Origin of the sequence: Pseudolabrys sp. (assembly GCF_035943735.1) — a bacterium.
Taxonomy (GTDB): Bacteria; Pseudomonadota; Alphaproteobacteria; order Rhizobiales; family Xanthobacteraceae; genus Pseudolabrys.
The window spans coordinates 228,255-251,132 of the sequence record NZ_DASZBV010000027.1; the positions used below are offsets into that span (position 1 = coordinate 228,255).

The 22,878-nt window shown below is 65.6% G+C and carries 24 protein-coding genes and 1 other RNA gene; 10 read left to right on the top strand and 15 right to left on the bottom strand.

Annotated features, from left to right (window positions below):
- Nucleotides 1-117 precede the first annotated feature (117 nt).
- Complete coding sequence (locus VGV41_RS21615; RefSeq protein ID WP_326866242.1) at nt 118-747, bottom strand: glutathione S-transferase family protein; 630 nt, start codon at nt 745-747, stop codon at nt 118-120.
- A gap of 93 nt (nt 748-840) precedes the next feature.
- Between VGV41_RS21615 and VGV41_RS21620 the strand changes: the two genes are divergently transcribed.
- Nucleotides 841-1,119, top strand: coding sequence for a hypothetical protein (locus VGV41_RS21620; protein WP_326866244.1), 279 nt, complete (start codon nt 841-843; stop codon nt 1,117-1,119).
- Between the two features lie 149 nt (nt 1,120-1,268).
- On the opposite strand, the gene VGV41_RS21625 is transcribed toward VGV41_RS21620, so the two are convergent.
- From VGV41_RS21625 to tkt, 4 genes are all read right to left on the bottom strand, one after another.
- On the bottom strand, nt 1,269-2,294 hold the full coding sequence (locus tag VGV41_RS21625; protein WP_326866245.1) for a class I fructose-bisphosphate aldolase: 1,026 nt from the start codon (nt 2,292-2,294) through the stop codon (nt 1,269-1,271).
- A 50-nt stretch (nt 2,295-2,344) separates the two neighbouring features.
- Nucleotides 2,345-3,538 carry a phosphoglycerate kinase gene (locus VGV41_RS21630; protein WP_326866246.1) on the bottom strand — a complete coding sequence of 398 codons (1,194 nt, stop codon included), beginning with the start codon at nt 3,536-3,538 and terminating at the stop codon, nt 2,345-2,347.
- Nucleotides 3,539-3,672: 134 nt separating this feature from the next.
- Nucleotides 3,673-4,680 (bottom strand): type I glyceraldehyde-3-phosphate dehydrogenase, encoded by a 1,008-nt coding sequence (gene gap / locus VGV41_RS21635; protein WP_326866247.1) that lies wholly within the window; start codon nt 4,678-4,680, stop codon nt 3,673-3,675.
- Nucleotides 4,681-4,765: 85 nt separating this feature from the next.
- Complete coding sequence (gene tkt / locus VGV41_RS21640) at nt 4,766-6,727, bottom strand: transketolase (RefSeq protein ID WP_326866508.1); 1,962 nt, start codon at nt 6,725-6,727, stop codon at nt 4,766-4,768.
- Between the two features lie 290 nt (nt 6,728-7,017).
- Between tkt and VGV41_RS21645 the strand changes: the two genes are divergently transcribed.
- From VGV41_RS21645 to VGV41_RS21670, 6 genes are all read left to right on the top strand, one after another.
- Nucleotides 7,018-7,302, top strand: a complete 285-nt coding sequence (locus VGV41_RS21645) for a DUF4164 family protein (RefSeq protein WP_326866248.1) — start codon at nt 7,018-7,020, stop codon at nt 7,300-7,302.
- Nucleotides 7,303-7,689 carry a cell division protein ZapA gene (locus VGV41_RS21650; protein WP_326866249.1) on the top strand — a complete coding sequence of 129 codons (387 nt, stop codon included), beginning with the start codon at nt 7,303-7,305 and terminating at the stop codon, nt 7,687-7,689. It abuts the gene before it with no gap.
- A 53-nt stretch (nt 7,690-7,742) separates the two neighbouring features.
- Nucleotides 7,743-7,896, top strand: a non-coding RNA gene (gene ssrS, locus VGV41_RS21655) — 6S RNA.
- 124 nt (nt 7,897-8,020) lie between these two features.
- Nucleotides 8,021-8,614 carry a 5-formyltetrahydrofolate cyclo-ligase gene (locus tag VGV41_RS21660; RefSeq protein ID WP_326866250.1) on the top strand — a complete coding sequence of 198 codons (594 nt, stop codon included), beginning with the start codon at nt 8,021-8,023 and terminating at the stop codon, nt 8,612-8,614.
- The gene (locus VGV41_RS21665; protein WP_326866251.1) at nt 8,615-9,433 is read left to right on the top strand and encodes a TIGR00282 family metallophosphoesterase; all 819 of its coding nucleotides are present in this window, start codon (nt 8,615-8,617) and stop codon (nt 9,431-9,433) included.
- Between the two features lie 89 nt (nt 9,434-9,522).
- A complete protein-coding gene (locus VGV41_RS21670) occupies nt 9,523-10,269 on the top strand; it encodes a YebC/PmpR family DNA-binding transcriptional regulator (RefSeq protein WP_326866252.1) in 747 nt (248 codons plus the stop codon).
- Nucleotides 10,270-10,396: 127 nt separating this feature from the next.
- Here VGV41_RS21670 and VGV41_RS21675 read toward each other — a convergent pair whose 3' ends face one another.
- From VGV41_RS21675 to VGV41_RS21700, 6 genes are all read right to left on the bottom strand, one after another.
- On the bottom strand, nt 10,397-10,696 hold the full coding sequence (locus VGV41_RS21675; RefSeq protein ID WP_326866253.1) for an antibiotic biosynthesis monooxygenase family protein: 300 nt from the start codon (nt 10,694-10,696) through the stop codon (nt 10,397-10,399).
- Between the two features lie 11 nt (nt 10,697-10,707).
- Entirely contained in the window at nt 10,708-11,709 is a 1,002-nt protein-coding gene (locus VGV41_RS21680) for a CorA family divalent cation transporter (RefSeq protein WP_326866254.1), read from the bottom strand.
- 68 nt (nt 11,710-11,777) lie between these two features.
- Nucleotides 11,778-13,628: an ABC transporter ATP-binding protein gene (locus VGV41_RS21685; RefSeq protein WP_326866255.1), complete on the bottom strand. Its 1,851-nt coding sequence runs from the start codon at nt 13,626-13,628 to the stop codon at nt 11,778-11,780.
- Between the two features lie 138 nt (nt 13,629-13,766).
- Nucleotides 13,767-14,465 carry a glutathione S-transferase family protein gene (locus VGV41_RS21690; protein WP_326866256.1) on the bottom strand — a complete coding sequence of 233 codons (699 nt, stop codon included), beginning with the start codon at nt 14,463-14,465 and terminating at the stop codon, nt 13,767-13,769.
- Between the two features lie 84 nt (nt 14,466-14,549).
- Nucleotides 14,550-14,756: a cysteine-rich CWC family protein gene (locus VGV41_RS21695; protein ID WP_326866258.1), complete on the bottom strand. Its 207-nt coding sequence runs from the start codon at nt 14,754-14,756 to the stop codon at nt 14,550-14,552.
- 86 nt (nt 14,757-14,842) lie between these two features.
- A complete protein-coding gene (locus tag VGV41_RS21700) occupies nt 14,843-15,877 on the bottom strand; it encodes a PQQ-dependent sugar dehydrogenase (protein ID WP_326866259.1) in 1,035 nt (344 codons plus the stop codon).
- A 240-nt stretch (nt 15,878-16,117) separates the two neighbouring features.
- Here VGV41_RS21700 and VGV41_RS21705 point away from each other — a divergent pair, with 240 nt between their 5' ends.
- Nucleotides 16,118-17,086: a Bug family tripartite tricarboxylate transporter substrate binding protein gene (locus tag VGV41_RS21705; RefSeq protein WP_326866260.1), complete on the top strand. Its 969-nt coding sequence runs from the start codon at nt 16,118-16,120 to the stop codon at nt 17,084-17,086.
- A gap of 4 nt (nt 17,087-17,090) precedes the next feature.
- Here the strand turns inward: VGV41_RS21705 and VGV41_RS21710 are convergent, their stop codons facing one another.
- The 4 genes from VGV41_RS21710 to VGV41_RS21725 form a co-directional block, all read right to left on the bottom strand.
- Nucleotides 17,091-17,387, bottom strand: coding sequence for a hypothetical protein (locus VGV41_RS21710; protein WP_326866261.1), 297 nt, complete (start codon nt 17,385-17,387; stop codon nt 17,091-17,093).
- Nucleotides 17,388-17,535: 148 nt separating this feature from the next.
- A complete protein-coding gene (locus tag VGV41_RS21715; RefSeq protein WP_326866262.1) occupies nt 17,536-18,171 on the bottom strand; it encodes a glutathione S-transferase family protein in 636 nt (211 codons plus the stop codon).
- 164 nt (nt 18,172-18,335) lie between these two features.
- Nucleotides 18,336-19,154, bottom strand: coding sequence for a phytanoyl-CoA dioxygenase family protein (locus VGV41_RS21720; RefSeq protein ID WP_326866264.1), 819 nt, complete (start codon nt 19,152-19,154; stop codon nt 18,336-18,338).
- A gap of 169 nt (nt 19,155-19,323) precedes the next feature.
- Entirely contained in the window at nt 19,324-20,274 is a 951-nt protein-coding gene (locus tag VGV41_RS21725; protein WP_326866265.1) for a phosphatase PAP2 family protein, read from the bottom strand.
- Nucleotides 20,275-20,536: 262 nt separating this feature from the next.
- Here VGV41_RS21725 and VGV41_RS21730 point away from each other — a divergent pair, with 262 nt between their 5' ends.
- Both VGV41_RS21730 and VGV41_RS21735 read left to right on the top strand, forming a co-directional pair.
- On the top strand, nt 20,537-21,742 hold the full coding sequence (locus VGV41_RS21730) for a pyridoxal phosphate-dependent aminotransferase (protein WP_326866266.1): 1,206 nt from the start codon (nt 20,537-20,539) through the stop codon (nt 21,740-21,742).
- A 61-nt stretch (nt 21,743-21,803) separates the two neighbouring features.
- Entirely contained in the window at nt 21,804-22,817 is a 1,014-nt protein-coding gene (locus VGV41_RS21735) for an ABC transporter substrate-binding protein (protein WP_326866268.1), read from the top strand.
- The last annotated feature ends 61 nt before the right edge of the window (nt 22,818-22,878 follow it).

Here is a 22,878-nt window from a genome sequence, read left to right on the forward strand (position 1 = left end):
CGGCGAATCGTTATTGCGAGGTTAGTCCGCCGCCGGTGCTGCGTCCAAGGCGCCGCCCAAACGAAATCGCCGGGGCAGCGGCCCCGGCGATGACGTGAACTTGCCTTTGCCGCCGCCTTACGGCATCGGGATCGGGCCCATGTCCTTCGGCACCTTGTAGCCGCGCTGCACGGCCGGGCGCGCCGCGATGGTCTCGTACCACCGCTTCACGTTCGGGTACTGTTTCATATCGATCGTCTGCCACTCGAAGCGCGAGATCCATGGCCACAGCGCGATGTCGGCGATGGAGTATTCGTCGGCGACGAAGTCGCGTCCTTCGAGCTGGGTGTTGAGCACCTTGTAGAGCCGGTGCGCTTCCTTCAGGTAGCGCTCCTCGGCATAGGGCGCCTTGCCCTTGTTGTATTTCACGAAGTGGTGGACCTGCCCGAGCATCGGGCCAGGGCCGCCCATCTGCCACATCAGCCACTCGATGACCTTGTAACGGCCGTGGCCGGACTTCGGCAGCAGCTTGCCGGTCTTGTCGGCGAGATAGATCAGGATCGCGCCCGACTCCATCAGCGACAGGCCGTTGTCGCGATCGACGATCGCGGGGATGCGGTTGTTCGGCGAGATTTTGAGAAAATCAGGCGCGAACTGCTCGTCCTTGGAGATGTCGATCGGATGCACCGTGTAGGGCAATCCGATTTCCTCGAGCATGATGGATGCCTTGCGGCCGTTCGGCGTGGTCCAGGTGTAGAGATCGATCACGTTGGGTGGTCCTTGCACTTGGGAGTGGAACCGAAGGAACAGGAGAGGTGGGGAACGCGTTTTCAGTCCTGAGTTCCATTAGAGGAGGCGACCATGAAACTCAATGTCCTCGGGCTGATTCTGGCGGCATCTGCCTTCACTTCGCTGGCGGCGAGCGCTCAAACCACCGTGATAGAGCACCGCGACGACCCGGTGGTGATCGAGAAGGAGCGCCCGGCGGCCACCGTGACCGTCAAGGAGCGTGGCGGCCTGCTCGGCACCGAGAAGACCACCAAGAAGATCGAGACCAACGGCGACGGCTGCACGACGAAGACGGTGCACCACGACGATCTCGCCGGCTCGAAGACGGTGCGCAAGACCGATTGCGACTGAGCGTCTGCGTTCGCAATGCGAAATTCGCGATCGTGAAACCATCGCCATAGGCACAATGTGAAAAGGCCGCGCCTTGGGCGCGGCCTTTGTCGTTTCTGATCTGTCATGGCCGGGCTTGTCACCGGGACAAGCCCGGTGACGACAGGCAATTACGCCGCCTTCTTTTCCAGCTCGGACTTCCACTGCCCAAGTGCGGCGAGGCTGTTCATCTTGGCGCGATGCGCGAACGCGCGCTGGCCGGCGGCGACGTTCTCTGCCTTGCCCAACCACGCCTTCTGCGGCGCCGCCTGCAGCGCCCGGCCGTAGGAGAAGGTGAGCGGCCACGGCAGGCCACCGATCTTGTTCATGGCGTCGAGATGCGCGGTCGCTTCCTCGTCCGACTGGCCGCCGGACAGGAATGCGATGCCCGGCACGGCGCCCGGCACGCAGTTCTTGAGCAGCTTGACGGTCTTCTCGGCGACCTCCTGCACGGACGCCTTCTTCGCGCTCTTCTTGCCCGCGATCGCCATGTTCGGCTTGAGCACCATGCCCTCGAGCGCGACCTTGGCGTAATAAAGCTCCTGGAAGGTCTCCTTGAGCACGAGCTCGGTGACCGCGTAGCAGCGGTCGATGTCGTGATCGCCGTCCATCAACACTTCCGGCTCGACGATCGGCACGATCTGCGCCGCCTGGCAGAGCGCCGCGTAGCGGGCGAGCGCGTGCGCATTGGCGTGGATCGCGCTGTAGCTCGGGATGCCGTTGCCGATGTCGATGACCGCGCGCCATTTGGCGAAGCGCGCGCCCTGCTCATAGTACTTGGTGAGACGGTCGGCGAGCTTGTCGAGACCGATGGTGATCAATTCGCCGGAGCAATTCGGCAGCGGCTTGGTGCCTTCGTCGACCTTGATGCCGGGGATCGAGCCCATCTGCTCGATGATCTTCACGAGCGGCGTGCCGTCCTTGGCCTTCTGCCAGATGGTCTCGTCGTAGAGGATGACGCCGGAGATATGGTTCTTCATCGCCTCGGCGGTGCGGAACATCATCTCGCGGTAGTCGCGGCGGCTGTCCTCCGTCGATTCCACGCCGATGGCGTCGAAGCGCTTCTTGATGGTGCCCGAGGATTCGTCGGCGGCGAGGATGCCCTTGCCGGGTGCGACCATGGCGCGCGCCACTTTGTTCAGTGCGTCGAGATTCATGTTTCCCTCCATCTACACCCCGCGTATCGCCCCCCGGGATGCGTTCGTGACTATTTTAGCCTGAGCACTTCCACGCCGGGCAAGGCCTTGCCTTCGAGCCATTCGAGGAAGGCGCCGCCGGCGGTCGAGACGTAGGTGAAACGGTCGGCGGCCCCCGCCGCATTGAGCGCGGCCACGGTGTCGCCGCCGCCTGCAACCGTGACAAGCTTTCCGGCCTTGGTCAGTTCCGCCGCCGCTTCGGCGACCTCAACGGTGCCGGTATCGAACGGCTCCATCTCGAAGGCGCCGAACGGGCCGTTCCAGACCAGGGTCTTGCAGCGGGCGAGCACGGAGACGACCTGCTCGATCGACTTCGGACCGATGTCGAGGATCATCTCGTTCGGGCCGACGGCATCGACCGACACGGTGCGCGACGGCGCATTGGCCTCGAACTTCTCGGCGACCACGGCGTCGATCGGCAGCACGATCTCTTTCTTGGCGGCCTTCGCCTTGGCGAGGATGTTCTGCGCGGTTTTCAGGAGATCATGCTCGGCAAGGCTTTTCCCAACCGACTTGCCGAGCGCAAGCAAGAACGTGTTGGCCATGGCGCCGCCGATGATCAGCGCATCAACCTGGGACAACAGGTTGCCGAGCAGGTCGAGCTTGGTCGATATCTTGGCGCCGCCGACGATCGCCGCCACTGGCCGCTGCGGATGCTCGAGCGCCTTGCCCAGCGCGTCGAGTTCGGCCTGCATCGAGCGCCCGGCATAGGCCGGCAGCACGTGGCCGAGGCCTTCGGTCGAGGCGTGCGCGCGGTGCGCGGCCGAGAAGGCGTCGTTGACCCAGATGTCACCGAGCCTGGCGAGCGCGGCGACGAAGGCCTTGTCGTTCTTCTCCTCGCCGGCATGGAAGCGCGTGTTCTCGAGGCAGAGGATGTCGCCCTGCTTCATGGCGGCGACGGCGTCTTCGGCAGCCGCGCCGACGCAGTCGTCGGCGAACTTCACCGGCCGCTTGATCACGCGCGCGACTTCCGCGGCGACCGGCTTGAGCGAATTCTTGGTGTCGCGCCCCTTTGGCCGGCCGAAATGCGACAGCAGGATCACCTTGGCGCCCTTGTCGGCGAGTTCGGTCAGGGCAGGGGCGACGCGCTCGATGCGGGTGGCATCGGCGACGACGCCGTTGTCGATGGGGACGTTGAGATCGACGCGGACCAGGACACGTTTGCCCTTCACGTCGACGTGGTCGAGGGTGCGGAAGTTGGCCATGCGGGATGTCTCGTGTCCCGGACGCGGCGCAGCGCGTTAGCGGCGCGCCGCTGATCCGGGACCGTTCCGGGTTATGGCGGTCCCGGGTCTGCAGCGCATCACTTCGTGCTGCGCTGCGCCCGGGACAAGCCGGCTCAGATCAGCTTGCCCATCGCCACGGCCGTGTCGGCCATGCGGTTGGAGAAGCCCCATTCGTTGTCGTACCAGCTCATCACGCGCACGAATGTGCCGTCCATCACCTTGGTCTGATCCATGTGGAAGATCGAGGAGTGCGGGTCGTGGTTGAAGTCGAGCGACACGTTGGGATCGTTGGTGAAGGCGAGGATGCCCTTCAACTGCTGCTCGGCGGCGCGCTTGATGGCGCCGTTGATCTCGTCCTTGCTCGTGCCCTTCTTGGCCACGAACTTGAAATCGATGACCGAGACGTTCGGCGTCGGCACGCGGATCGACACGCCGTCGAGCTTGCCGTTGAGCTCCGGCAGCACGAGGCCGACGGCCTTGGCGGCACCGGTCGAGGTCGGGATCATGTTCAGCGCCGCGGCGCGGGCGCGGTAGAGATCCTTGTGATAGGTGTCGAGCGTCGGCTGGTCGCCGGTGTACGAGTGGATCGTCGTCATGAAGCCCTTGTCGATGCCGACGGCATCGTTGAGCACCTTGGCGACCGGCGCGAGGCAGTTGGTCGTGCACGAGGCGTTCGAGACGACCTTGTGATCCTTGGTCAGCTTGTCGTGGTTGACGCCGTAAACCACCGTCAGGTCGGCGCCGTCGGCGGGAGCCGAGACCAGCACGCGCTTGGCGCCGGCGGTCAGGTGCATCGAGGCCTTGTCCTTGGCGGTGAAGATGCCGGTGCACTCCATCGCAATGTCGACGCCGAGATCCTTCCACGGCAGCTTGGTCGGGTCCTTCTCGGCCGTCACCTTGATGGCGCCGTTGCCGACCGAAATCGTGTCGCCCTTGACCGTGACCGTGCCGGGGAAGCGGCCGTGCACGCTGTCGTAGCGCAGCAGGTGCGCATTGGTCTCGACCGGGCCGAGATCGTTGATGCCGACGACTTCGATGTCCTTGCGGCCGCTTTCGGCGATGGCGCGCAGGATGTTGCGGCCGATGCGGCCGAAACCGTTAATGGCAACGCGTACAGTCATGTGGGTCGCTCCCGGGTCGTTCGATCTAGCTCCCCGTCTCCTTAGCTAAAGACGAGGATGCCCGGGACAAGCCCGGGCATGACGGTTAACTGAGCTTCTTCATTGCCGCGTCGGCGATCGCCTCCGCTGTAATGCCAAAGTGTTTATAGAGTTCCTTGTACGGCGCGCTGGCACCGAAGGAATGCATGCCGACGAAGATGCCATCGGCGCCGATGATCGCGTCCCAGCCCATGCGAACGGCGGCCTCGACGCCGATCTTCACGCGCGCGTCGCCGATGACGGCGCGGCGGACGTCCTCCGGCTGCTCGAAGAACAACTCGAAGCACGGCACCGAGACGACACGGGCGGCGACGCCTTTCTCGGCGAGCTTCTGCGCCGCTTCGACCGCGATGGAGACTTCCGAGCCGGTGGCGAAGATCGAGACCTCGGCGCGGCCGTCCGGCCCGGCGATCTCGTAGGCGCCCTGGGCGCAGATGTTGCCGGCGTCGAGCCGGTTGCGCAGCTGTGGCAGGTTTTGGCGGGTCAGCGCCATTGCGCTCGGACGATCCTTGGCCCGCAGCGCCAGCTCCCAGCACTCGGCGGTCTCGACCGCATCGCAGGGACGGAACACCATGAGGTTCGGGATGGAGCGCAGCGCGGCGAGATGCTCGACCGGCTGATGCGTCGGGCCGTCCTCGCCGAGACCGATCGAGTCGTGGGTGAGAATGTGGATCACGCGCTCGCCCATCAGCGCGGCGAGGCGGATCGCCGGCCGCGAATAGTCGGAGAAGACGAGGAACGTGCCGGAGTACGGGATGATGCCGCCGTGCAGCGCCATGCCGTTCATTGCGGCGGCCATGCCGTGCTCGCGGATGCCGTAATGGATAAAACGGCCGGAGAAGTCGGACGGCGTCACCGCCTGCATCGACTTCGTGCGCGTATTGTTGGAGCCGGTGAGATCGGCGGAGCCGCCGATCATCTCCGGCAGCGCCGGGATGAGGCTCTCGAGCGCGAACTCGCAGGCGGTACGCGTGGCGATGGTCTTCGGCGCGGCGGCGAGCTTCTCCTTCACCTCACGCACGGCCTTGGTCAGCGCCGCGTCAGAAATCTCGCCGCGCATGCGGCGCTCGAATTCGCCGCGCTTGGCCGTATCGAGCGTGCCGAGGCGCTTCGTCCATTCAGCGTGCGCGGGCTTGCCGCGCGCGCCGGCCTCGCGCCAGGCGCTGAGGATATCGGCGGGCACCTCGAACGGCGCATACGGCCAGTTGAGCTTCTCGCGCGCGCCCTTGATTTCGTCGGCGCCCAAAGCCGAGCCGTGCGACGACGACTTGCCGGCCTTGGTCGGTGCGCCGTAGCCGATCGTCGTCTTGCAGGCGATCATCACCGGGCGGTCCGACTTCTGCGCCTTCTGCAGCGCGGCGGCGATGGCCTGCGGATCGTGGCCGTCGATGCGCCACGCCGCCCAGCCGGACGCCTCGAAGCGCTTCACCTGATCGGTGGAGTCGGAAAGCGACAGCGCGCCGTCGATGGAAATGCCGTTGTCGTCGAACAGCACGATCAATTTGTTCAATTTCAGATGGCCGGCGAGCGCGATGGCTTCCTGGCTGATGCCTTCCATCAGGTCGCCGTCCGAGGCGAGTACGTAGGTCTTGTGGTCGACGACCTTGTCGCCGAACACCGCCGCCATGTGCTTCTCGGCGATGGCCATGCCGACGGCGGTGGCGAGCCCCTGGCCGAGCGGGCCGGTGGTGGTCTCGACGCCCGGCGTGATGAAGTTTTCCGGGTGGCCCGGCGTCTTCGAGCCGAGCTGGCGGAAGCGCTTGATCTCGTCGAGGCTCACCGACGAATAGCCGGTGAGGTAGAGCAGCGCGTAGAGCAGCATCGAGCCGTGGCCGGCGGACAGCACGAAACGGTCGCGGTCGGCCCAGTTCGGGTCGCTCGGATCGAATTTGAGAAACTGCGTGAACAGCACCGTTGCGACGTCGGCGGCGCCCATCGGCAGGCCGGGATGGCCGGAATTCGCCTTCTCGACGGCGTCCATCGCCAAAGCGCGCACGGCGTTTGCCATCTGCTCATGGGACACGGCGGAGGCTCCTTCGTGGCGGGCTGCGGGCGCCACGGCGGCCGACGGCAAGGCTTGTGCGCTCATGGAAAAAGGCCTGTTTTGCGAGCGGTGGATAACATGTGACGCCCGTGAGTCAATGTGAGCGGGCCCCCGCAGAACGGCCATGCACAGCGCGCTGAAATCAGCGGGGCATATCTTCTCGCCGGCGTTGACGAGACTGTTTCGTGACACGTAAGCTTCCGGCCCTAAGCATCTGCGACTTCACGCTTTTTGTGGAACCGGGGCGCGGGGCGATGACCGAGCAGAGCGCGATCGACGCGGCAGTGAAACGGCTGGCCTTGGCGCTGGACGCGCTCGACGCCGCGGTCGAGCGCCGGCGCGACAACGATCGCGACGAAGACGCGCTCGCGCAGCAGCTGCAGGATCTCGGAACGGACCGCAGCCGGCTGGCGGCCGCGCTCGACGGCGAGACGGCACGCTCGCGCCGGCTTGAGGCGACCAACCACGAGATCGCGCAACGCCTCGACACTGCGATCACCTCGATCCAGACCGTGCTGGCCGCGCACGGGGAGGGCTAGATGGGCCAGGTCAACACGACAATCGCCGGGCGTCAGTACCGCCTCGCCTGCGAGGACGGGCAGGAAGACCATCTGCTGGCGCTGGCGAAAGACATCGACAGCCGCATCATCGACCTGCGCCGCAAGTTCGGCGAGATTGGCGATACGCGGCTGACCGTGATGGCGGCGCTGATGCTGGCCGACGAAATGGCGGAAAACCGGCAGAAGGTGCGCAAGTTCGAGGAAGAGATCGCGGAGCTCAGCGCGGCGCGCGAGGTCTCCGCCGAGCGCGCCCAGGCCGCCTCGGACGCGGTGGTCGGCGCCTTCCATTCGGCGGCCGAGCGCATCGAGGGCATCACCCGCAAGCTCAACGAGACCGTTGGGCCGGGCTCCGTGCCGGTGGGTTAACCGCCGCGCGGTGCCCTGTGGCGTTAATGGCAGGGAGCGCTTACATTGCCCAAGCGGGGCTGCGAGGTGCGACAGAGACACATTCCCCGGGGCCTTACGATCCTGACGGGAGCTGTCCCTGGCCGAGCTCGTGGGTTCGGTCATATGGCGCCCACCTACTTATGTAGGTTCCCGGGATCACGCTCTGACGGCCATCGCGGCTCCGTACTTCCCTTCTCGGGACACAGCCTGTCCGTCATGGCCGGGCTCGTCCCGGCCATCCACGTCTTGCTTGCCGACTCGCCGACAAGCGCGGATGCCCGGCACAAGGCCGGGCATGACGGAGTGCATTGTGGCTACGGCTGAGCCGACCATCTCCGAGCAGAAATCCGAACTCCGCAACGCCACGCTCGCCAAGCGCGACGCCATGCCGGCGGATGTGCGCCAGCGCGGCGGCGAAACCATTGCGGCGCGGCCGTTTCCGGTCGCCATCGCGCCGGGCATGATCGTCTCCGGCTTCATGCCGCTGAAGAGCGAGATCAACCCGCTGCCGCTGATGAAGGTGCTCGCCGGTGCCGGCGCGAAACTGGCGCTGCCGGCCATCGCCGGCCGCGGCAAGCCGCTCATCATGCGGGCCTACGCCTTCGGCGACGAATTCGCGCGCGGCCAATGGGGGATTCGCGAGCCGAAGCCGGAGCAGCCGGAGGTGTTTCCCGACGTGCTCCTCGTGCCGCTCGCCTGCTTCGACCGCGCCGGCCAGCGCATCGGTTACGGCGCCGGCTACTACGACATGACCATCCACCGCTTGCGGACCATGAAGAAGGTGATCGCCGTCGGCGTGGCCTTCGCGCTGCAGGAAATTGCAAGAGTTCCCGCCACGGACCGCGACGAGCGGCTCGATCTCGTGCTAACGGAGACTGGACCAATCGACCTTCGCGGACATTGAATGCGTATTCTTTTCATCGGCGACATTGTCGGACGCAGCGGACGCACCGCGCTCTCGTCGCGGCTGCCGGGCCTGATCACCGAGTGGAAGCTCGACCTCGTCGTCGTCAACGGCGAGAACGCCGCCGGCGGTTTCGGTATCACCGAAGCGATCTACAACGAGTTCATCGACGCCGGCGCCGATGCGGTGACGCTCGGCAATCATTCCTGGGACCAGCGCGAGGCGCTGGTGTTCATCGAACGGGCGCCGCGGCTCATCCGCCCGCTGAATTATCCCGCCGGCACTCCGGGCCGCGGTGCGGCGATGATCGAGGCCAAGAACGGCGCGCGTGCGCTCGTCATCAACGCCATGGCGCGCATCTTCATGGATCCGCTCGACGACCCTTTCGCGGCGATCGATCGCGAGCTTGCGGCCTGTCCGCTCGGGGAGGGCGCCGACGCCATTGTCGTGGACTTCCACGGCGAGGCGACCAGCGAGAAGCAGGCGATGGGCTGCTTCTGCGACGGCCGCGCCAGCCTCGTGGTCGGCACGCATACCCACGTGCCGACCGCCGACCACCGCATCCTGCCGGCGCGCACGGCCTTCATTTCGGACGTCGGCATGACCGGCGATTTCGACTCGGTCATCGGCATGAACAAGGACGAGCCGCTCAACCGCTTCCTGCGCAAGATCGCGACCTCGCGGTTCGAGCCGGCCTCGGGTCCGGCCACCCTGTGCGGGCTGGCGGTCGAGACGGACGCCAAGGGCCTCGCCGGGAAGGTCGCCCCGGTCCGCCTCGGCGGCGGACTGGAGGAGGCAAGGCCGGGGTTCTGGCCTTAGCCGGAGGATTTATCTTTCGCGCCGATCGGCCTATATAGCCGCCTCAAACCGACAATCCGATCAACCCGTTACGCTTCGACAGATCAGCCATGGCCGGCCATTCACAATTCAAGAACATCATGCACAAGAAGGGGCGCGCGGATAAGGCGCGTTCCAAGCTGTTCTCCAAGCTCGCGCGCGAGATCACCGTCTCGGCGAAGCTTGGCTTGCCCGATCCGGCGTTCAATCCGCGCCTGCGCGCCGCGATCCTGGAGGCGAAGGCCGAGAACATGCCGAAGGACAATATCGAGCGGGCCATCAAGAAGAGCCAGGGCGGCGACACCGAGAGCTACGACGAGATCCGCTACGAGGGCTACGCGCCGGGCGGCGTCGCGGTCATCGTCGAGGCGTTGACCGACAACAACAACCGCACGGCCGGCGAGGTGCGCGCGATCTTCACCAAGGCCGGCGGCAACCTGGCGACGACCGGCGCGGTGTCGTTCATGTTCGATCATCTCGGCACGGTCGAATACGACGCCAAGGTCGCGACCGCCGACGAGGTGCTGGAAGCGGCGATCGAAGCCGGCGCCGAGGATGTCGTCTCCGACGAGAACGGCCACCAGATCGTCACCAAGACCGACACGCTGCACGAGGTCGCCAAGGCGCTGGAGGCGAAGTTCGGTGAACCGCGCAAGTCGGGCATGATGTGGAAGCCGCAGAACACCGTCGCCGTCGACGACGAGGCCGGCGAGAAGATCCTGAAATTGATGGACGCGCTCGACGACAATGACGACGTGCAGAACGTCTATGCCAACTTCGAGGTGTCCGACGCGCTCGTGCAGAAGATGAGTGCGTAGCGCTCACGGTGTCGCGATTTCCGTTCGTTCCCGCGAAAGCGGGAACCCAGGCTTTGTCGTGCTGGTACGATCCAGCTGGGTCCCTGCTTTCGCGGGGACGAACGGGGATTAGAATAACGCGCGCTATCTAGAACCCCTTTACCACCTCGCTCACGTGCTCCACGTCCGGCGGTACGGCGAAGCAGTCGCCGACCAGCTTGCGCCAGTCCTGGAAGTCGGCCGAGCCGCGGAAGTCGACCGTGTGGTTCTCCAACGTCTCCCACATGACGAACAGCCGATAGCGCTGCGGCTTCTCGTGCGAGCGCGCGAGGCGCATGCCCTTGCAGCCCTTGGCGCGCTGGAACAGCGGCACGGCTTTCTGCACGCCGGCCTCGAACTGGGCCTCCATGCCGGGCTTCACGTCGATCTGCGCGATTTCCGTAATCATCTCGTCTCTCCCTAGAATGCCCGCATCCGCCGCAACGCCCAGTAGCTGATCGCGCCCGAGGCGAAAGCGACGAGCAGCGCCAGCCAGGTGCCGCCGTCCGTGTTCTGGAACGGCAGGTCCTTGGTGTTCATACCGAAGAAGCCGGTGACCAGAGTGGGCGGCAACAGGCAGGCTGTGAGGATAGATAGCGTGAAAAGCCGGCGGTTGGCGATGGCCGCGGTCTTGGCGTCGAGCTCGTCGAGCAAAAGGCGCGCGCGCTCGTGCAGCGAGCCGATCTCGTGGTCGATGGAGTCGAGCTTTTGCGCCAGCCGCCGCACGGCGCGGCCGACGGCGGCGTTCTCGGCGGCGATGCGCGACTCGACGCGGTGGAACAGGCTGCGCAACTGCCCCAGTTGCCGATGCACCCGCACCGCCTGGATGCGCACGCGCCCGAGCCGCACGCGCTCGTCGGCCGGCTCCTCGTCGAGCACCCTGTCCTCGGCGCGATCGAGCTCATCGCCGAGCCGCTCGGCCATGCGCGCGACCGCGTCGGCGAACTGGTCGATGATGCCGTCGAGGAAGGAGACGGCGTTGGGGAAGCGCTTGCCGCCTTCGAGCGCGCGGCGCGTCGTTTCGACCGAATGCACCGGCCGCTGCCGCGCGGTGATCAGCATGCGCTCGGTCAGCACGAAACGCAGGCGCACCAGCGCATCGGTATGCTCGCCGAGCTCCTGCTGCAGGTCGGGCACGACGCCGACGATCTCGTGGCCGAGCACGTCGAGGCGGACATGCTGGTCGCTGCCGGCGAGTAATTCGCGCGCGCTGTCGGAGACCGGTGCGTGCTGTACGATCCACGAGCGGCAGCGCGCGTCGGCAAGCGCCAGATGCACCCAGACCCAGCCCGGCTCGTGCGACGCAAGCGACACGTCGATTTCGGCCGGGCGCAGCGCCGCAGCGCTGCCGTCGGGCGCGAAGCGGTAGGCCCAGACGATGCCGGTGGCGGGCGCGGCGTCGGCCAGATCGGCGGTGCTCATCGGTCGTCCCCTTCATGGAAGCGTCGCGGCAAAGTCGCCGACGCTACCGTGACAGGAGAATGACAGCGCTACTCCGCGGCTTGGCTGTCGACCGCGTCGATGAAGCCGCCGGACTGGTGCCGCCACAGCGCGGCGTAGTGGCCGTCGGCGCGCAGCAACTGCGCGTGCGTGCCCTGCTCGACGATATGGCCGCGGTCGAGCACGACGATGCGGTCCATCTGCGCGATGGTCGAGAGGCGGTGCGCGATGGCGATCACCGTCTTGCCGCGCATCAGGGTGCCGAGGCTTTGCTGGATCGCCGCCTCGACCTCGCTGTCGAGGGCGGAGGTCGCCTCGTCGAGCACCAGGATCGGCGCGTCCTTGAGGATCACGCGAGCGATGGCGATGCGCTGGCGCTGACCACCTGAGAGCTTGACGCCGCGTTCGCCGACATGGGCGTCGTAGCCGCGCCGGCCGTGCAGGTCCTCGAGCTCGAGGATGAAGTCATGCGCATGCGCGAGCTTCGCCGCTTCGATGACCTCCGCGTCGGCCGCCTCCGGCTTGCCGTAGCGGATGTTGTCGCGGATCGAGCGGTGCAGCAGCGAGGTGTCCTGCGTCACCAGCGAGATCTGCGCGCGCAGCGACTCCTGCGTCACCGCGGCGACGTCACAGCCGTCGATGAGAATACGGCCGCCCTCCAGGTCGAAGAAGCGCAGCAGCAGGTTGACCAGCGTCGACTTGCCGGCGCCGGAGCGACCGACGAGGCCGATCTTCTCGCCCGGCCTCACGGTGAGCGTCAGGTCGTCGATGACGCCGCTCTCGCGCCCATAGCCGAAGCGAATGTGGTCGAACGCGACCTCGCCGCTTGTGACCGCGAGCGGCGCGGCGTCCGGTCTGTCGAGCAGGGTGTGCGGACGGGCGATGGTCATCATGCCCTCCTGCACCACGCCGATGTTCTCGAAGATGCCGGTCACCTGCCACGCCACCCAACCCGACGCCGACACGATCTGCGTCGTCATCGGCAATGCCATGGCCACGGTGCCGACGGTGACATCGCCGTGGATCCACAGCCCGACCGCGAAGGCGCCGGTGCCGACGATCAAGAGCGCGTTGAGCATGTTCAGCGTCAGCGCGAACAGCGTGTTGAGCCGCAGCGCCTCGTGGAAGCGTGCGCTGTGGAAGTCGACGGCCTCGCGGACGTAGGCGTCCTCCTCGCGGGCGCGCGCGAACAGCTTCACCGTGACGATATTGGTGTAGCTGTCGACGATACGGCCGGTGAGCATCGACCGTGCTTCCGACGTCGCCTTCGAGCGGTCGCGCATGCGCGGCACGAAGTAGCGCAGCATCACCGCATAGGCGCCGAACCAGAGGATCACCGGCACCGCGAGCCACGGATCGGCATGCGCCAGCAGGAGGAGCGCGCTGGTGCCGTAGATGACGATGAACCACACCGCGGTGAGCAATTGCACTAGGCTCTCGCGGATGGCCGGGCCGGTCTGCATCACACGGTTGGCGATGCGCCCCGCGAAATCATTCTGGAAGAAGGCCCAGGACTGCCGCACCACGTGCCAGTGGTTCTGCCAGCGAATGCGGTTCGAGACGTTGGCGGCGATCGCCTGGTTCATCAGCAACTGCTGCGTGGCGTAGGCCGCTGGGCGCAGCAGGAGCAGCACGGCGGCCATGCCGGCGAGCTCGCGCCAGTAGTGGGCGACGAGCTCCGCCGGATGCGCCTGCGTGATCAATGTCACGACATGGCCGATGAACACCGGGATCATGACGTCGAGCAGCGCCACGGCGAAGCCGATGGCGAACAGCGCGACGAACACCGGCTTGGTCTGGCGGGCGAAGTGCCAATAGAAGTCGACGAGACCCGTGGGCGGCACCGTCTCCGCATCGGGCAGGCCGGTGATCTTCACCCATCGTTCAAACAAGCGGAACATCATGTTCATCCAACGCGCTCGCGCGCAGAACCCGGCGGGTCCCGCGCGCGCAAAGATAAGGGAAATTGTCGAGTCGCGGCGGAATTAGCCGGCCTTCGTGTTGCAGCCGTGGCGACGGGCTAGCGGCCGGCGGTGCGCTCACGCGAGCGCGTATTTGCCGCGGCTGAAGAAGCGGTCCTTGGCGTCGTCCGTGGCGTTGTCGCGCGATGACTTGACGGTCGCCACGCGGGCCAGCGCGCGCTTGACGCCGTCGCGCGCCTCGATCTTTTCGATCCACGCCTTCAGGTGCGGCCGCTCGGACAGATCGATAGCGAGCAGGGCGATGTTGCGCAGCCAGGGGAAGGCGGCGATGTCGGCGATGGTGTACTCGTCGCCACCGACATAAGGCTGGCTCGTCAGCCGTTGCTCATAGACGTCGAACACCTTGTTGACCTGCGTGCGGTAGCGGCCGTGGCCGTAGTCCTGGCCCGGCGGTGCGTATTTGGAGAAATGCACCAACTGCCCGCACATTGGTCCGACATTGGCCATCTGCACCATCAGCCATTGAATGGTGTCGTAGCGTTTCGCCGCATCCTTCGGCATGAACCTGCCGCTCTTCTCGGCGAGATAGATGAGGATCGCGCCCGACTCGATCACCGTGTACGGCATGCCGCCGGGGCCTTCCGAGTCGACGATCGCCGGCACTTTCTGCAGCGGATTGATCTTCGTAAACTGGGGCGTGAACTGCTCGGAATTCCACACGTCGATGGGCTTGAGATTGTACGGCAGGCCGCATTCCTCGAGCATGATGAAGATCTTCTGCACATTCGGGCTGGTCAGCGCGTAAAAATCAATCATGGATGTGTCTCTCTCCCCTGGGCCCGTGACAGCGGGCAGGCGTTTATAGCATCGCGGCCGAGCGGCGAAACGCGCTGCCGCCGATCACCTTGGCGTGTTTTGAGAATCTGAAACCCCGGCCGCACGCCGCAAGCAGTCGGGACAGAGGCAGTCCTCCGTCTTGTCGTCCGGCAGCGGCAACCGCGCAGGCAACGAAGTGCACCAGCATTCGGCCGACAGGCCGCAGGCGAAGGCGGCGCCGCAGCGGGCGCAGATAACGGTGCGGACGGGCGTGAAGGCGGGCTTTGGCATTCCAAGACGAGTCCGAGATCGCGAGACTAGCACATGGCGGGCGCGCCGACGTCAATGCGCGACGGGCCGGCCAGGGCCATCCGGATTTACTTCGCCGGCGTAACGCGCAGGATGCGGCCGTCGTCCTCGTCGGTGAGCAGATAGAGCGCGCCGTCGGGCCCCTGGCGCACGTCGCGGATGCGCGCGCCGATGCCCTTGAGCAGCCGCTCCTCCTTGATGGGCTTGCCGTCCTTCAACTCGAGCCGTGACAGCAACTGGAATTTTAGCGCGCCGTTGAACAGGTTGCCCTTCCACTGCGGGAAGAGGTCGCCGGTGTAGAAGGCCATGCCGGACGGTGCGATCGACGGCGTCCAGTGCCATACGGAATCGACCATGCCGGATTGTCGCTGCTTGCCGGTGCCGACCGGCGTGCCGTCGTAGTTGAGGCCGAAGCTGACGACCGGCCAGCCGTAGTTGCCGCCCTTTTCGATGACGTTGATTTCGTCGCCGCCCATCGGGCCGTGCTCCTGCTCCCACAGTTGGCCGTTAGCGGGATTGACGGCGAGCCCTTCCGGATTGCGCACGCCATAGGCCCAGATCTCCGGCAACGCGCCGGGCTTGTTGACGAAGGGATTGTCCGCCGGCGCCTTGCCGTCCGGCGTGATGCGGACGATCTTGCCGATCGTGTTGTCGAGCCTCTGGGCGTCTTCCTTGGCGGCGAAATGATCGCCGAGGGTGACGAAGAGATTGCCGTCGGGCGCCTGCGCGATACGGCAGCCGATGTTGAGGCCGCTGCCGGGCGGACCTTTTTGTTCGTAAATCTTCGAGACCTGCTCGAGTTTCGGCGATGCGCCGTCATCGAGCCGGGCATGCGCAACCGCGATCTCGGCGCCGCCAGGCACGGAATCGGCGTAGCAGAAATAGATGCGGTGCGACTGCGCGAAGTCATGCGCGAGGGTAACGTCCATCAGCCCGGCCTGGCTGCGCGCATAGACTTTCGGCACGCCCGCCAGCGGCGCCGACGCCTTGCCATCCCTGTCGACGATGCGCATGCGGCCGGGCCGTTCCGTCACCAGCATGCGGCCGTCGGGCAGGAAGGCGAGTGCCCAGGGATGCACCAGATGCGCGGTGACGGTCGTCACAGACAGTTGCCCGGCGGAGGAGGGGAACGTTTCCGCTCGCGCGTTCGCGATCCCCATGAGCGCAAGCAGAGCAAAAACGGCTGCCGGACATTTCATGACTCACCTCCGCTGACCCGGAAGCAACGTCCCATCATGCGCATGGTTTTCACCGGCGCAAAATAAACCGGCGCGGAAGGCGCTTCCGCGGCGCGGCACGCCGTGGCAAGGTCGGCGCAAAGAAGACCTAGGGGAGGACACGCAATGAAACAATGGCTTCTGGCCGCCGGTCTCGCGCTGGCCCTGATCGGCCCGGCGTCTGCCGACAATTATCCGTCGCGTCCGATCACGCTGGTGGTGCCGCTCAGCGTCGGCGGCTCGACCGACGTCATCGGCCGGCTGATCGCGCAGGGCATGAGCAAGCAACTGCACCAGACGATCGTCGTCGAGAACACCTCGGGCGCCGGCGGCACGATCGGCGTCGGCCGCGTCGTGCACGCGACCCCGGACGGCTACACGATGCTGATCGGCCAATGGGGCACCAACGTCGCCACCGGCGCGATCTATCATCTCAACTTCGATCTCTTGAAGGATCTTCAGCCGATCGGCCTGATCGCCACCCAGCCCTTCCTTATCGTCGCCCGCGGCAACATCCCGGCCAATAACCTCAAGGAGCTGATCGCCTGGATCAAGGCGAACCCGAAGACGGCGACCGAGGGCAATTCCGGCATCGGCTCGCCCAGCCATGTCAGCGGTATCCTGTTCCAGAAGGCGATCAACTCGCCGATCCAGATGATTCCGTATCGCGGCGCCGGTGAATCGACGCAGGCGATCGTGTCCGGGCAGATCGACGTGCTGCTCAACACGCCGGCGGTGTCGATGGCGCAGTTGAAGGCGAAACAGGTGAAGGTGTTCGCCGTCACCGCGCCGAAGCGCCTGGCCACCGCGCCGGACATTCCGACCACCGACGAGGCGGGCCTTCCGGGGTTCTACTTCACCTTCTGGCATGCGCTCTGGGTGCCCAAAGACACGCCGAAGGACGTCGTCGCCAGGCTCAACGGCGCGCTGCGCGGCGCACTCGCCGATCCGGAGATCAAGAACAGGCTGACCGCGCTGGCGCAGGACATCTTCCCGCCGGAGGAGCAGGCGCCGGAGGCGCTGGCCAAATTCCAGAACTCGGAAATCCAGAAGTGGTGGCCGGTCATCAAGGAGGCCGGCATCACGGCGCACTGAGCGTTCAGTGCCGGGGGCGGCGCGGCCTTTCGCTGAGGCTGAGCACGGTCAGGCCACCCATGCCGATGAACAGGAGGCCGAGCACGAGGGCGACCGCGAACAGGCTGCCCTCGTGACCGACGATGCCGTCGACGACGTCGGCATGCGCGAAGCCGACGGTCACGGCGGTCGCCGCCACGATCGTACCCAGGCCGAGAACGATAGTGGCGATCAGTTCGGCGACGGCGGCGGTCCGCCGCTCACGGCCGAGCTTGCGGCGGGGCCGGGTGGCAAAGCCGCTTGTTGGGACGGGCTGGCCCATGACGCACCTTTTTTTTCGTCGAATCACATCGATAACGACGTTAACCACAATTGGTTGCGGAAGCCGGCGCGCGTTCGACGGCATTGCGGCGGAGCCGGTGAGGAACAGCGGCGTTTTCGTGAATAAGTTAATAAATTCTTAACGCCGCTCACTGCGCGGCGGCAGCGAACTCCTGCGGCTGCCAGTCCATGTCCACGTAGCCCGGCTCCGACTCGATGCGCTTGAGCCAACTGCGCACCGCCGGATAGCCGGACAGGTCGAAGTCGCACTGCTCGGCGACGTGCGCGTAGGCGTAGAGCGCGATGTCGGCCACGGTGAAATGTCCGTCGACGAAGAAGTCGTGCCTGGCGAGATGCATCTCCATCACGCCGAGCGCGCGGTAGCCGTTCTCCATCCAGTCCTCGAGCGCGTGCTGCTGCAGCTCGCGGCCGCCCTTGATCAGGCAGAGCCAGAAATAGGCGGCGCCGATGTTCGGCTCGAGGCTGTGCTGCTCGAAGAACATCCACTGCAATGCCTCGGCGCGCTCGATGCGGTCCTCCGGCGCCAGCCGCGAGCCAATCGCGACGTACCAGAGGATCGCATTTGACTCGGCGATGTGCCGCCCCGGCGCGACCTCGAGAAGCGGCACCTGGCCGTTCGGATTCTTGGCGAGGAATTCGGGCGTGCGGCTCTCGCCCTTGAGGATGTCCACCTCCACGAGGCGGTACGGAATCCCGAGCCGGGCCAGCGCAAGGCGGACCTTGTAGCTGTTGCCCGAGCGCTGCATCGAATAGAGTGTGTACATCCCGTCAAGATCCTCGCGCGGCGACGCCGCAATCAGGCGCGGCAAGTCCGGCAATAGCAAGGCTGATCGTGTGACGATACGACGACGGACGCAAAGGCACGACGTGCTGCAAATGCGTCATTTGGCGCGAATTGCATCTCGTCATGACGGCGATCACGAACAATTCATTCCGCCGCGACCTGGTGCGCGCGCGCATAGTCCGCCAACGCGCCGTCATCGACAGGAGCGATGGGCGTGAAATCGCGATGTGCGATCCACTCCGCGCGGTTGAATTTCGTAATGTGATTCGAGACCGCGCACAGCGTCAGATAGACGATCTTGCGCGGATAGGGCGTGATGTTCGGCGGCGAGGCGTGCACCAGATTGCCGTGGAACATCAGCACCGAGCCGGGTTTTCCGGTCGGCGCGACGATACCGGCGCTGCTGCCGTCTTCCGCCTCGCAAACGAGCCGGGTGACCGTGTCCTTGTCGAGCGTCCAGAGCGGATAGGACGTGGTCAGCGTGTCGTGGCCCGCCTCGAAGACGCCCTGCTTGTGGCTCTTCGGGATGAGCAGCAGCGGCCCGTTGATCGGCATCACTTCGTCGAGGAATACCGCGATGTTCATGGCGCGCGCTTCCGGCATGCCGTCGTCGCGTTGCCAGGTGCCGTAATCCTGGTGCCATTGCCAGACGTCGCCTTCGAAGGCCGCCTTGGCATTGAGCTTGAACTGGTGGACGTAGACGTCCTCGCCGAACAACTGCTGCAGCGGCACGACCAGACGCGGATGCCGCGCCAAAAGGCCGAATACATCGCTGAACGTATGCGCGGCGAAGGCGGTGCGTGGCGCGCCGGTTTTCTCGCGCCAGATCTCCGGACGATTGAGCCTGAGGATGTTCTCCGCTTCCTGGCGCAGCAGCGCGATCTCGAATTCGGAGAAGCAGTCGGGGAAGAAGACGTAACCCTGCTCGTCGAAAGCCTTGAGCTGCTCGGCGGTAAGCTTCATGGCGCGCTCCCTTTGGACAAGGTCAGCGGCCGTTCTCCGGCTCTTGCCCGATATTGTAGGGAGTCGATTTCAAAACGCCACCGGCCTCCTACATCAAATATTCAGCGATGGCGCGGTGCAGCATGAAGCGGTAATTGGAATTCGCGCATGCGTGCGCGATGGTCCCGCGTCAGCGGCCTGGCACCAGGGCAGCCTCGATCACAGCCGGCGTCGCGGCGTGCGCGCGCCGCACAATGGCATGGGCGACGACAAGCGAGGCGGCGGCGATAGCGATGCCGGCGAAAACGTCGACGAAATAGTGGCCGCCTTCCACGGGCACGGTGAAAATCATCGTGACGTTCAGCACCAGCCAGACCCATCGCAGAACCCGGACTGGCCACAGGGCGAGGGCGAACAGAAGTCCGAGCGCGGCGTGCAGGCTAGGAAAATTGATGATTCCTTCGGCTCCGGTGGCGATCAACGAGCGAGAGGTCCCTTCGCGGAGGCCGCGCAAGGTCGCCAGGTAGTCGCCGTGTACCGCCGGCAGAATCTGCATGTTCGTGGCGTGAAGATGGAGAAGCCCCCACACGCCTTCTGAGGGCACGAGGGCGAACACCGCGATGGTGACAAGCGTCGTGGCAATGAAGGCGAGCATATATGCTCGCAACCAACCCAGATGCCCCGAGAAGGCGAGCACCAGCACGATTATCGCCGTCTGCGGCAAGAGGCTGTAGTAGATCAGCCAGAACGCCGCATGGACCGATGCATGAGCGTTCGTCCAGTCGAGCCATGCGAACCAATCGAGACCCATGGCACGATCAAGGCCGTCGAGCAGGCGATCATCGAGCGGTAGGTTCACGCTGGCGGCAATGTAGGACAGTGGCGCCGCGACAGCCGCGAACGCGATCAGTTGGGCGGTGCCGCCCAGCCCGGCCACCAGCCGGGGATCCGTACGGTGCCGCTGGTAGAAGTACTGCGCGGCCAGGAAGACGGCGGTCGCCGTTCCGGGGCCGAGGAATGAGCTCCAGACGAGATGAAACCGGGAGACCAGCGGCGTAAAAAACACGATGACCGCCGCGACCGCAATGACCGACCAGATGATCCGATCCGACCTGCGCAGGCCCGTGGCATGCCACTGCATGAGGTGTCGGCCCAAAGCGATTTCGGTGCCTTATCGGCTACACCCGTGCGGGTTGCCCGCTGGTTAATTCGGTCGCAATAAAGCGGACATACCGGCTTCTGCCGCGGTTGCGGGGGGCCGCCGGTCGAACTGCCAGATGGCCGCAAAACCGCCCATCAACAGGGTTGATCGATCGATCAGTTCTTGCGACTTGCCGCCGCCGCATTATTGCGCCACACCGACGCCCGAAATTGCCGTTTTGACCGCGACTTCGGAGCTCCTAATGGCCTTCCTCGCCGACCACCTCAAGCGCATCAAGCCGTCCCCGACCATCGCGGTGACGGACAAAGCGCGCGCGCTGAAGGCGGCCGGCCGCAACGTCATCGGGCTGGGCGCAGGCGAGCCGGATTTCGACACGCCGGAGCACATCAAGGAAGCGGCGATTCGCGCCATCAGGGAGGGCCGCGCCTCCAAGTACACGGCGGTCGACGGCCTCCCCGAACTCAAGCAGGCGGTCGCGGCAAAGTTCAAGCGCGAGAACGGCCTCGAGTACAAGACGTCGCAGATCACCGTCTCCGCCGGCGGCAAGCAGGTGCTCTATAACGCCTTCATGGCGACTTTGAACCCGGGCGACGAGGTCATCATCCCGGCGCCGTATTGGGTCAGCTATCCCGACATGGTGCTGCTCGCCGGCGGCAAGCCGGTCGAGGTCGTCTGTGGCATGGACAAGGGTTTCAAGATCACGCCCGAGGCGCTCGAGCGCGCGATCACGGCGAAGACCAAGTGGTTCCTCTTGAACTCGCCGTCGAACCCGACCGGGGCGGCCTATACGCGCGCCGAGCTGCGGGCGCTCGCCGACGTGCTGCTCAGGCACCCGCACGTGCATATCATGACCGACGATATGTACGAGCACCTGATCTATGACAATTTCGTCTTCACGACGCCGGCGCAGGTCGAGCCCGAGCTCTATCCGCGCACGCTGACGGTCAACGGCGTGTCGAAGGCCTATTGCATGACCGGCTGGCGCATCGGCTACGCCGGCGGGCCGGAGCCCTTGATCAAGGCGATGGCGATGATCCAGTCGCAGTCGACCACCAACCCGGCCGCGGCGTCGCAGTGGGCGGCGGTCGAAGCGCTGAACGGGCCGCAGGACTTCATCCCGAAGCACAACAAGATCTTCCAGGAGCGGCGCGACCTGGTGGTGTCGATGCTCAACCAGGCGAAGGGCATCAAGTGTCCGACCCCGGAGGGCGCCTTCTACGTCTATCCGTCCTGCGCCGGCACGATGGGCAAGACCACGCCGACCGGCAAGACGCTGGCGACCGACGAGGATTTCGTCACCGAGCTTCTGGAACAGGAGGGCGTCGCCGTGGTGCACGGTTCCGCCTTCGGTCTCGGTCCGGCCTTTCGTATCTCCTACGCGACGCGGAACGAGGATCTGGAAGAGGCCTGCAACCGCATCCAGCGCTTCTGCGGCAATTTGAAGTAGACGGGCATCGCCTCCGCGACCGCGCACGGCGTCCCATACGAATCACGGTATTGTCGCGCGCATGATTCGCCGCGCGCTCGCCGTCCTCACACTCGCCGCCTTGCTTTTCACGCCGGCCATGGCGGAGGAGCGCATCACCGTCGGCACGACCCGCTCGTCCGACAACGGCGCGCTGTTCCTCGCCGTCGCGCGCGGCTACTTCAGCGCCGAAGGCCTCAATGTCGAGATGACGGCCTATGCGTCCGACAAGGACGTCGCGCAGGCGGTCGCCGCCGGGGCGGTGGACTTCGGCCTCGCCGGCTTCACGCCGCAGACCTTCAACTACGCAGGGCAGGGGTTCTTCAAGCTCGTCGCCGCACAGGTGCAGGAACGCAAGGGCTTCGAGGGCAACGAGGTCGTCGCCTCCAACGCCGCCTGGGCGAACGGCTTGCGTAAGATGGAGAACCTCGCCGACCGCTCGGTGGCAATCACGGTGCTCGGCTCGCCGTTTCATTACCAGCTCGCGCAGATCGCGCGCGTCAAGAAATTCGACTTCAACAGCATCACGATCAAGCCGTTGCAGACCGTCGATGCCGCGGCTCTGGCGGTATCGGAAGGCAAGGCCGAGGCCGCGATCCTGCCGGCCGCCTATGCGCGCGAACTGATGGTGGCAAGCCAGGGCATGCTGGTCGGCTGGTACTCGGAGGTCGGCGAGCAGCAGGATCTCGGCGCGCTGTTCGTGTCGAAGAAGATGCTGATGGAGCGTCACGCGGCGGCCGGCAAATTCGTGCACGCCTATCGCCGCGGCGCTGCCGATTATAGCGCGATGGTGCAACTCGATCGTTACGGTAAGCGCATCTCCAACGTCAGTACACGCGAACTCGCGACCGTCATCGCGCGTTACGTCTTCCCCGGCCGCGAGCTCGGCCGCGCCGCCGGTACGGTGGAGACCGGCGCCTATCCGATGGACCCGCAGGCGAGCCTCAATACCGCCGACATCGAGCGGCAGGTGGCCTGGCTGAAGGAACAAAAATTGATCGACGCCGGGGTCAACGTCCCCGAGATCGTCGATACCACGCTCGGCACGGGCCAATAATCGGCGCGTGGCCGCTGCGCCACAAAAGCGCCCCTTGCCAGTCCGCCGCTGTCCTGAGACG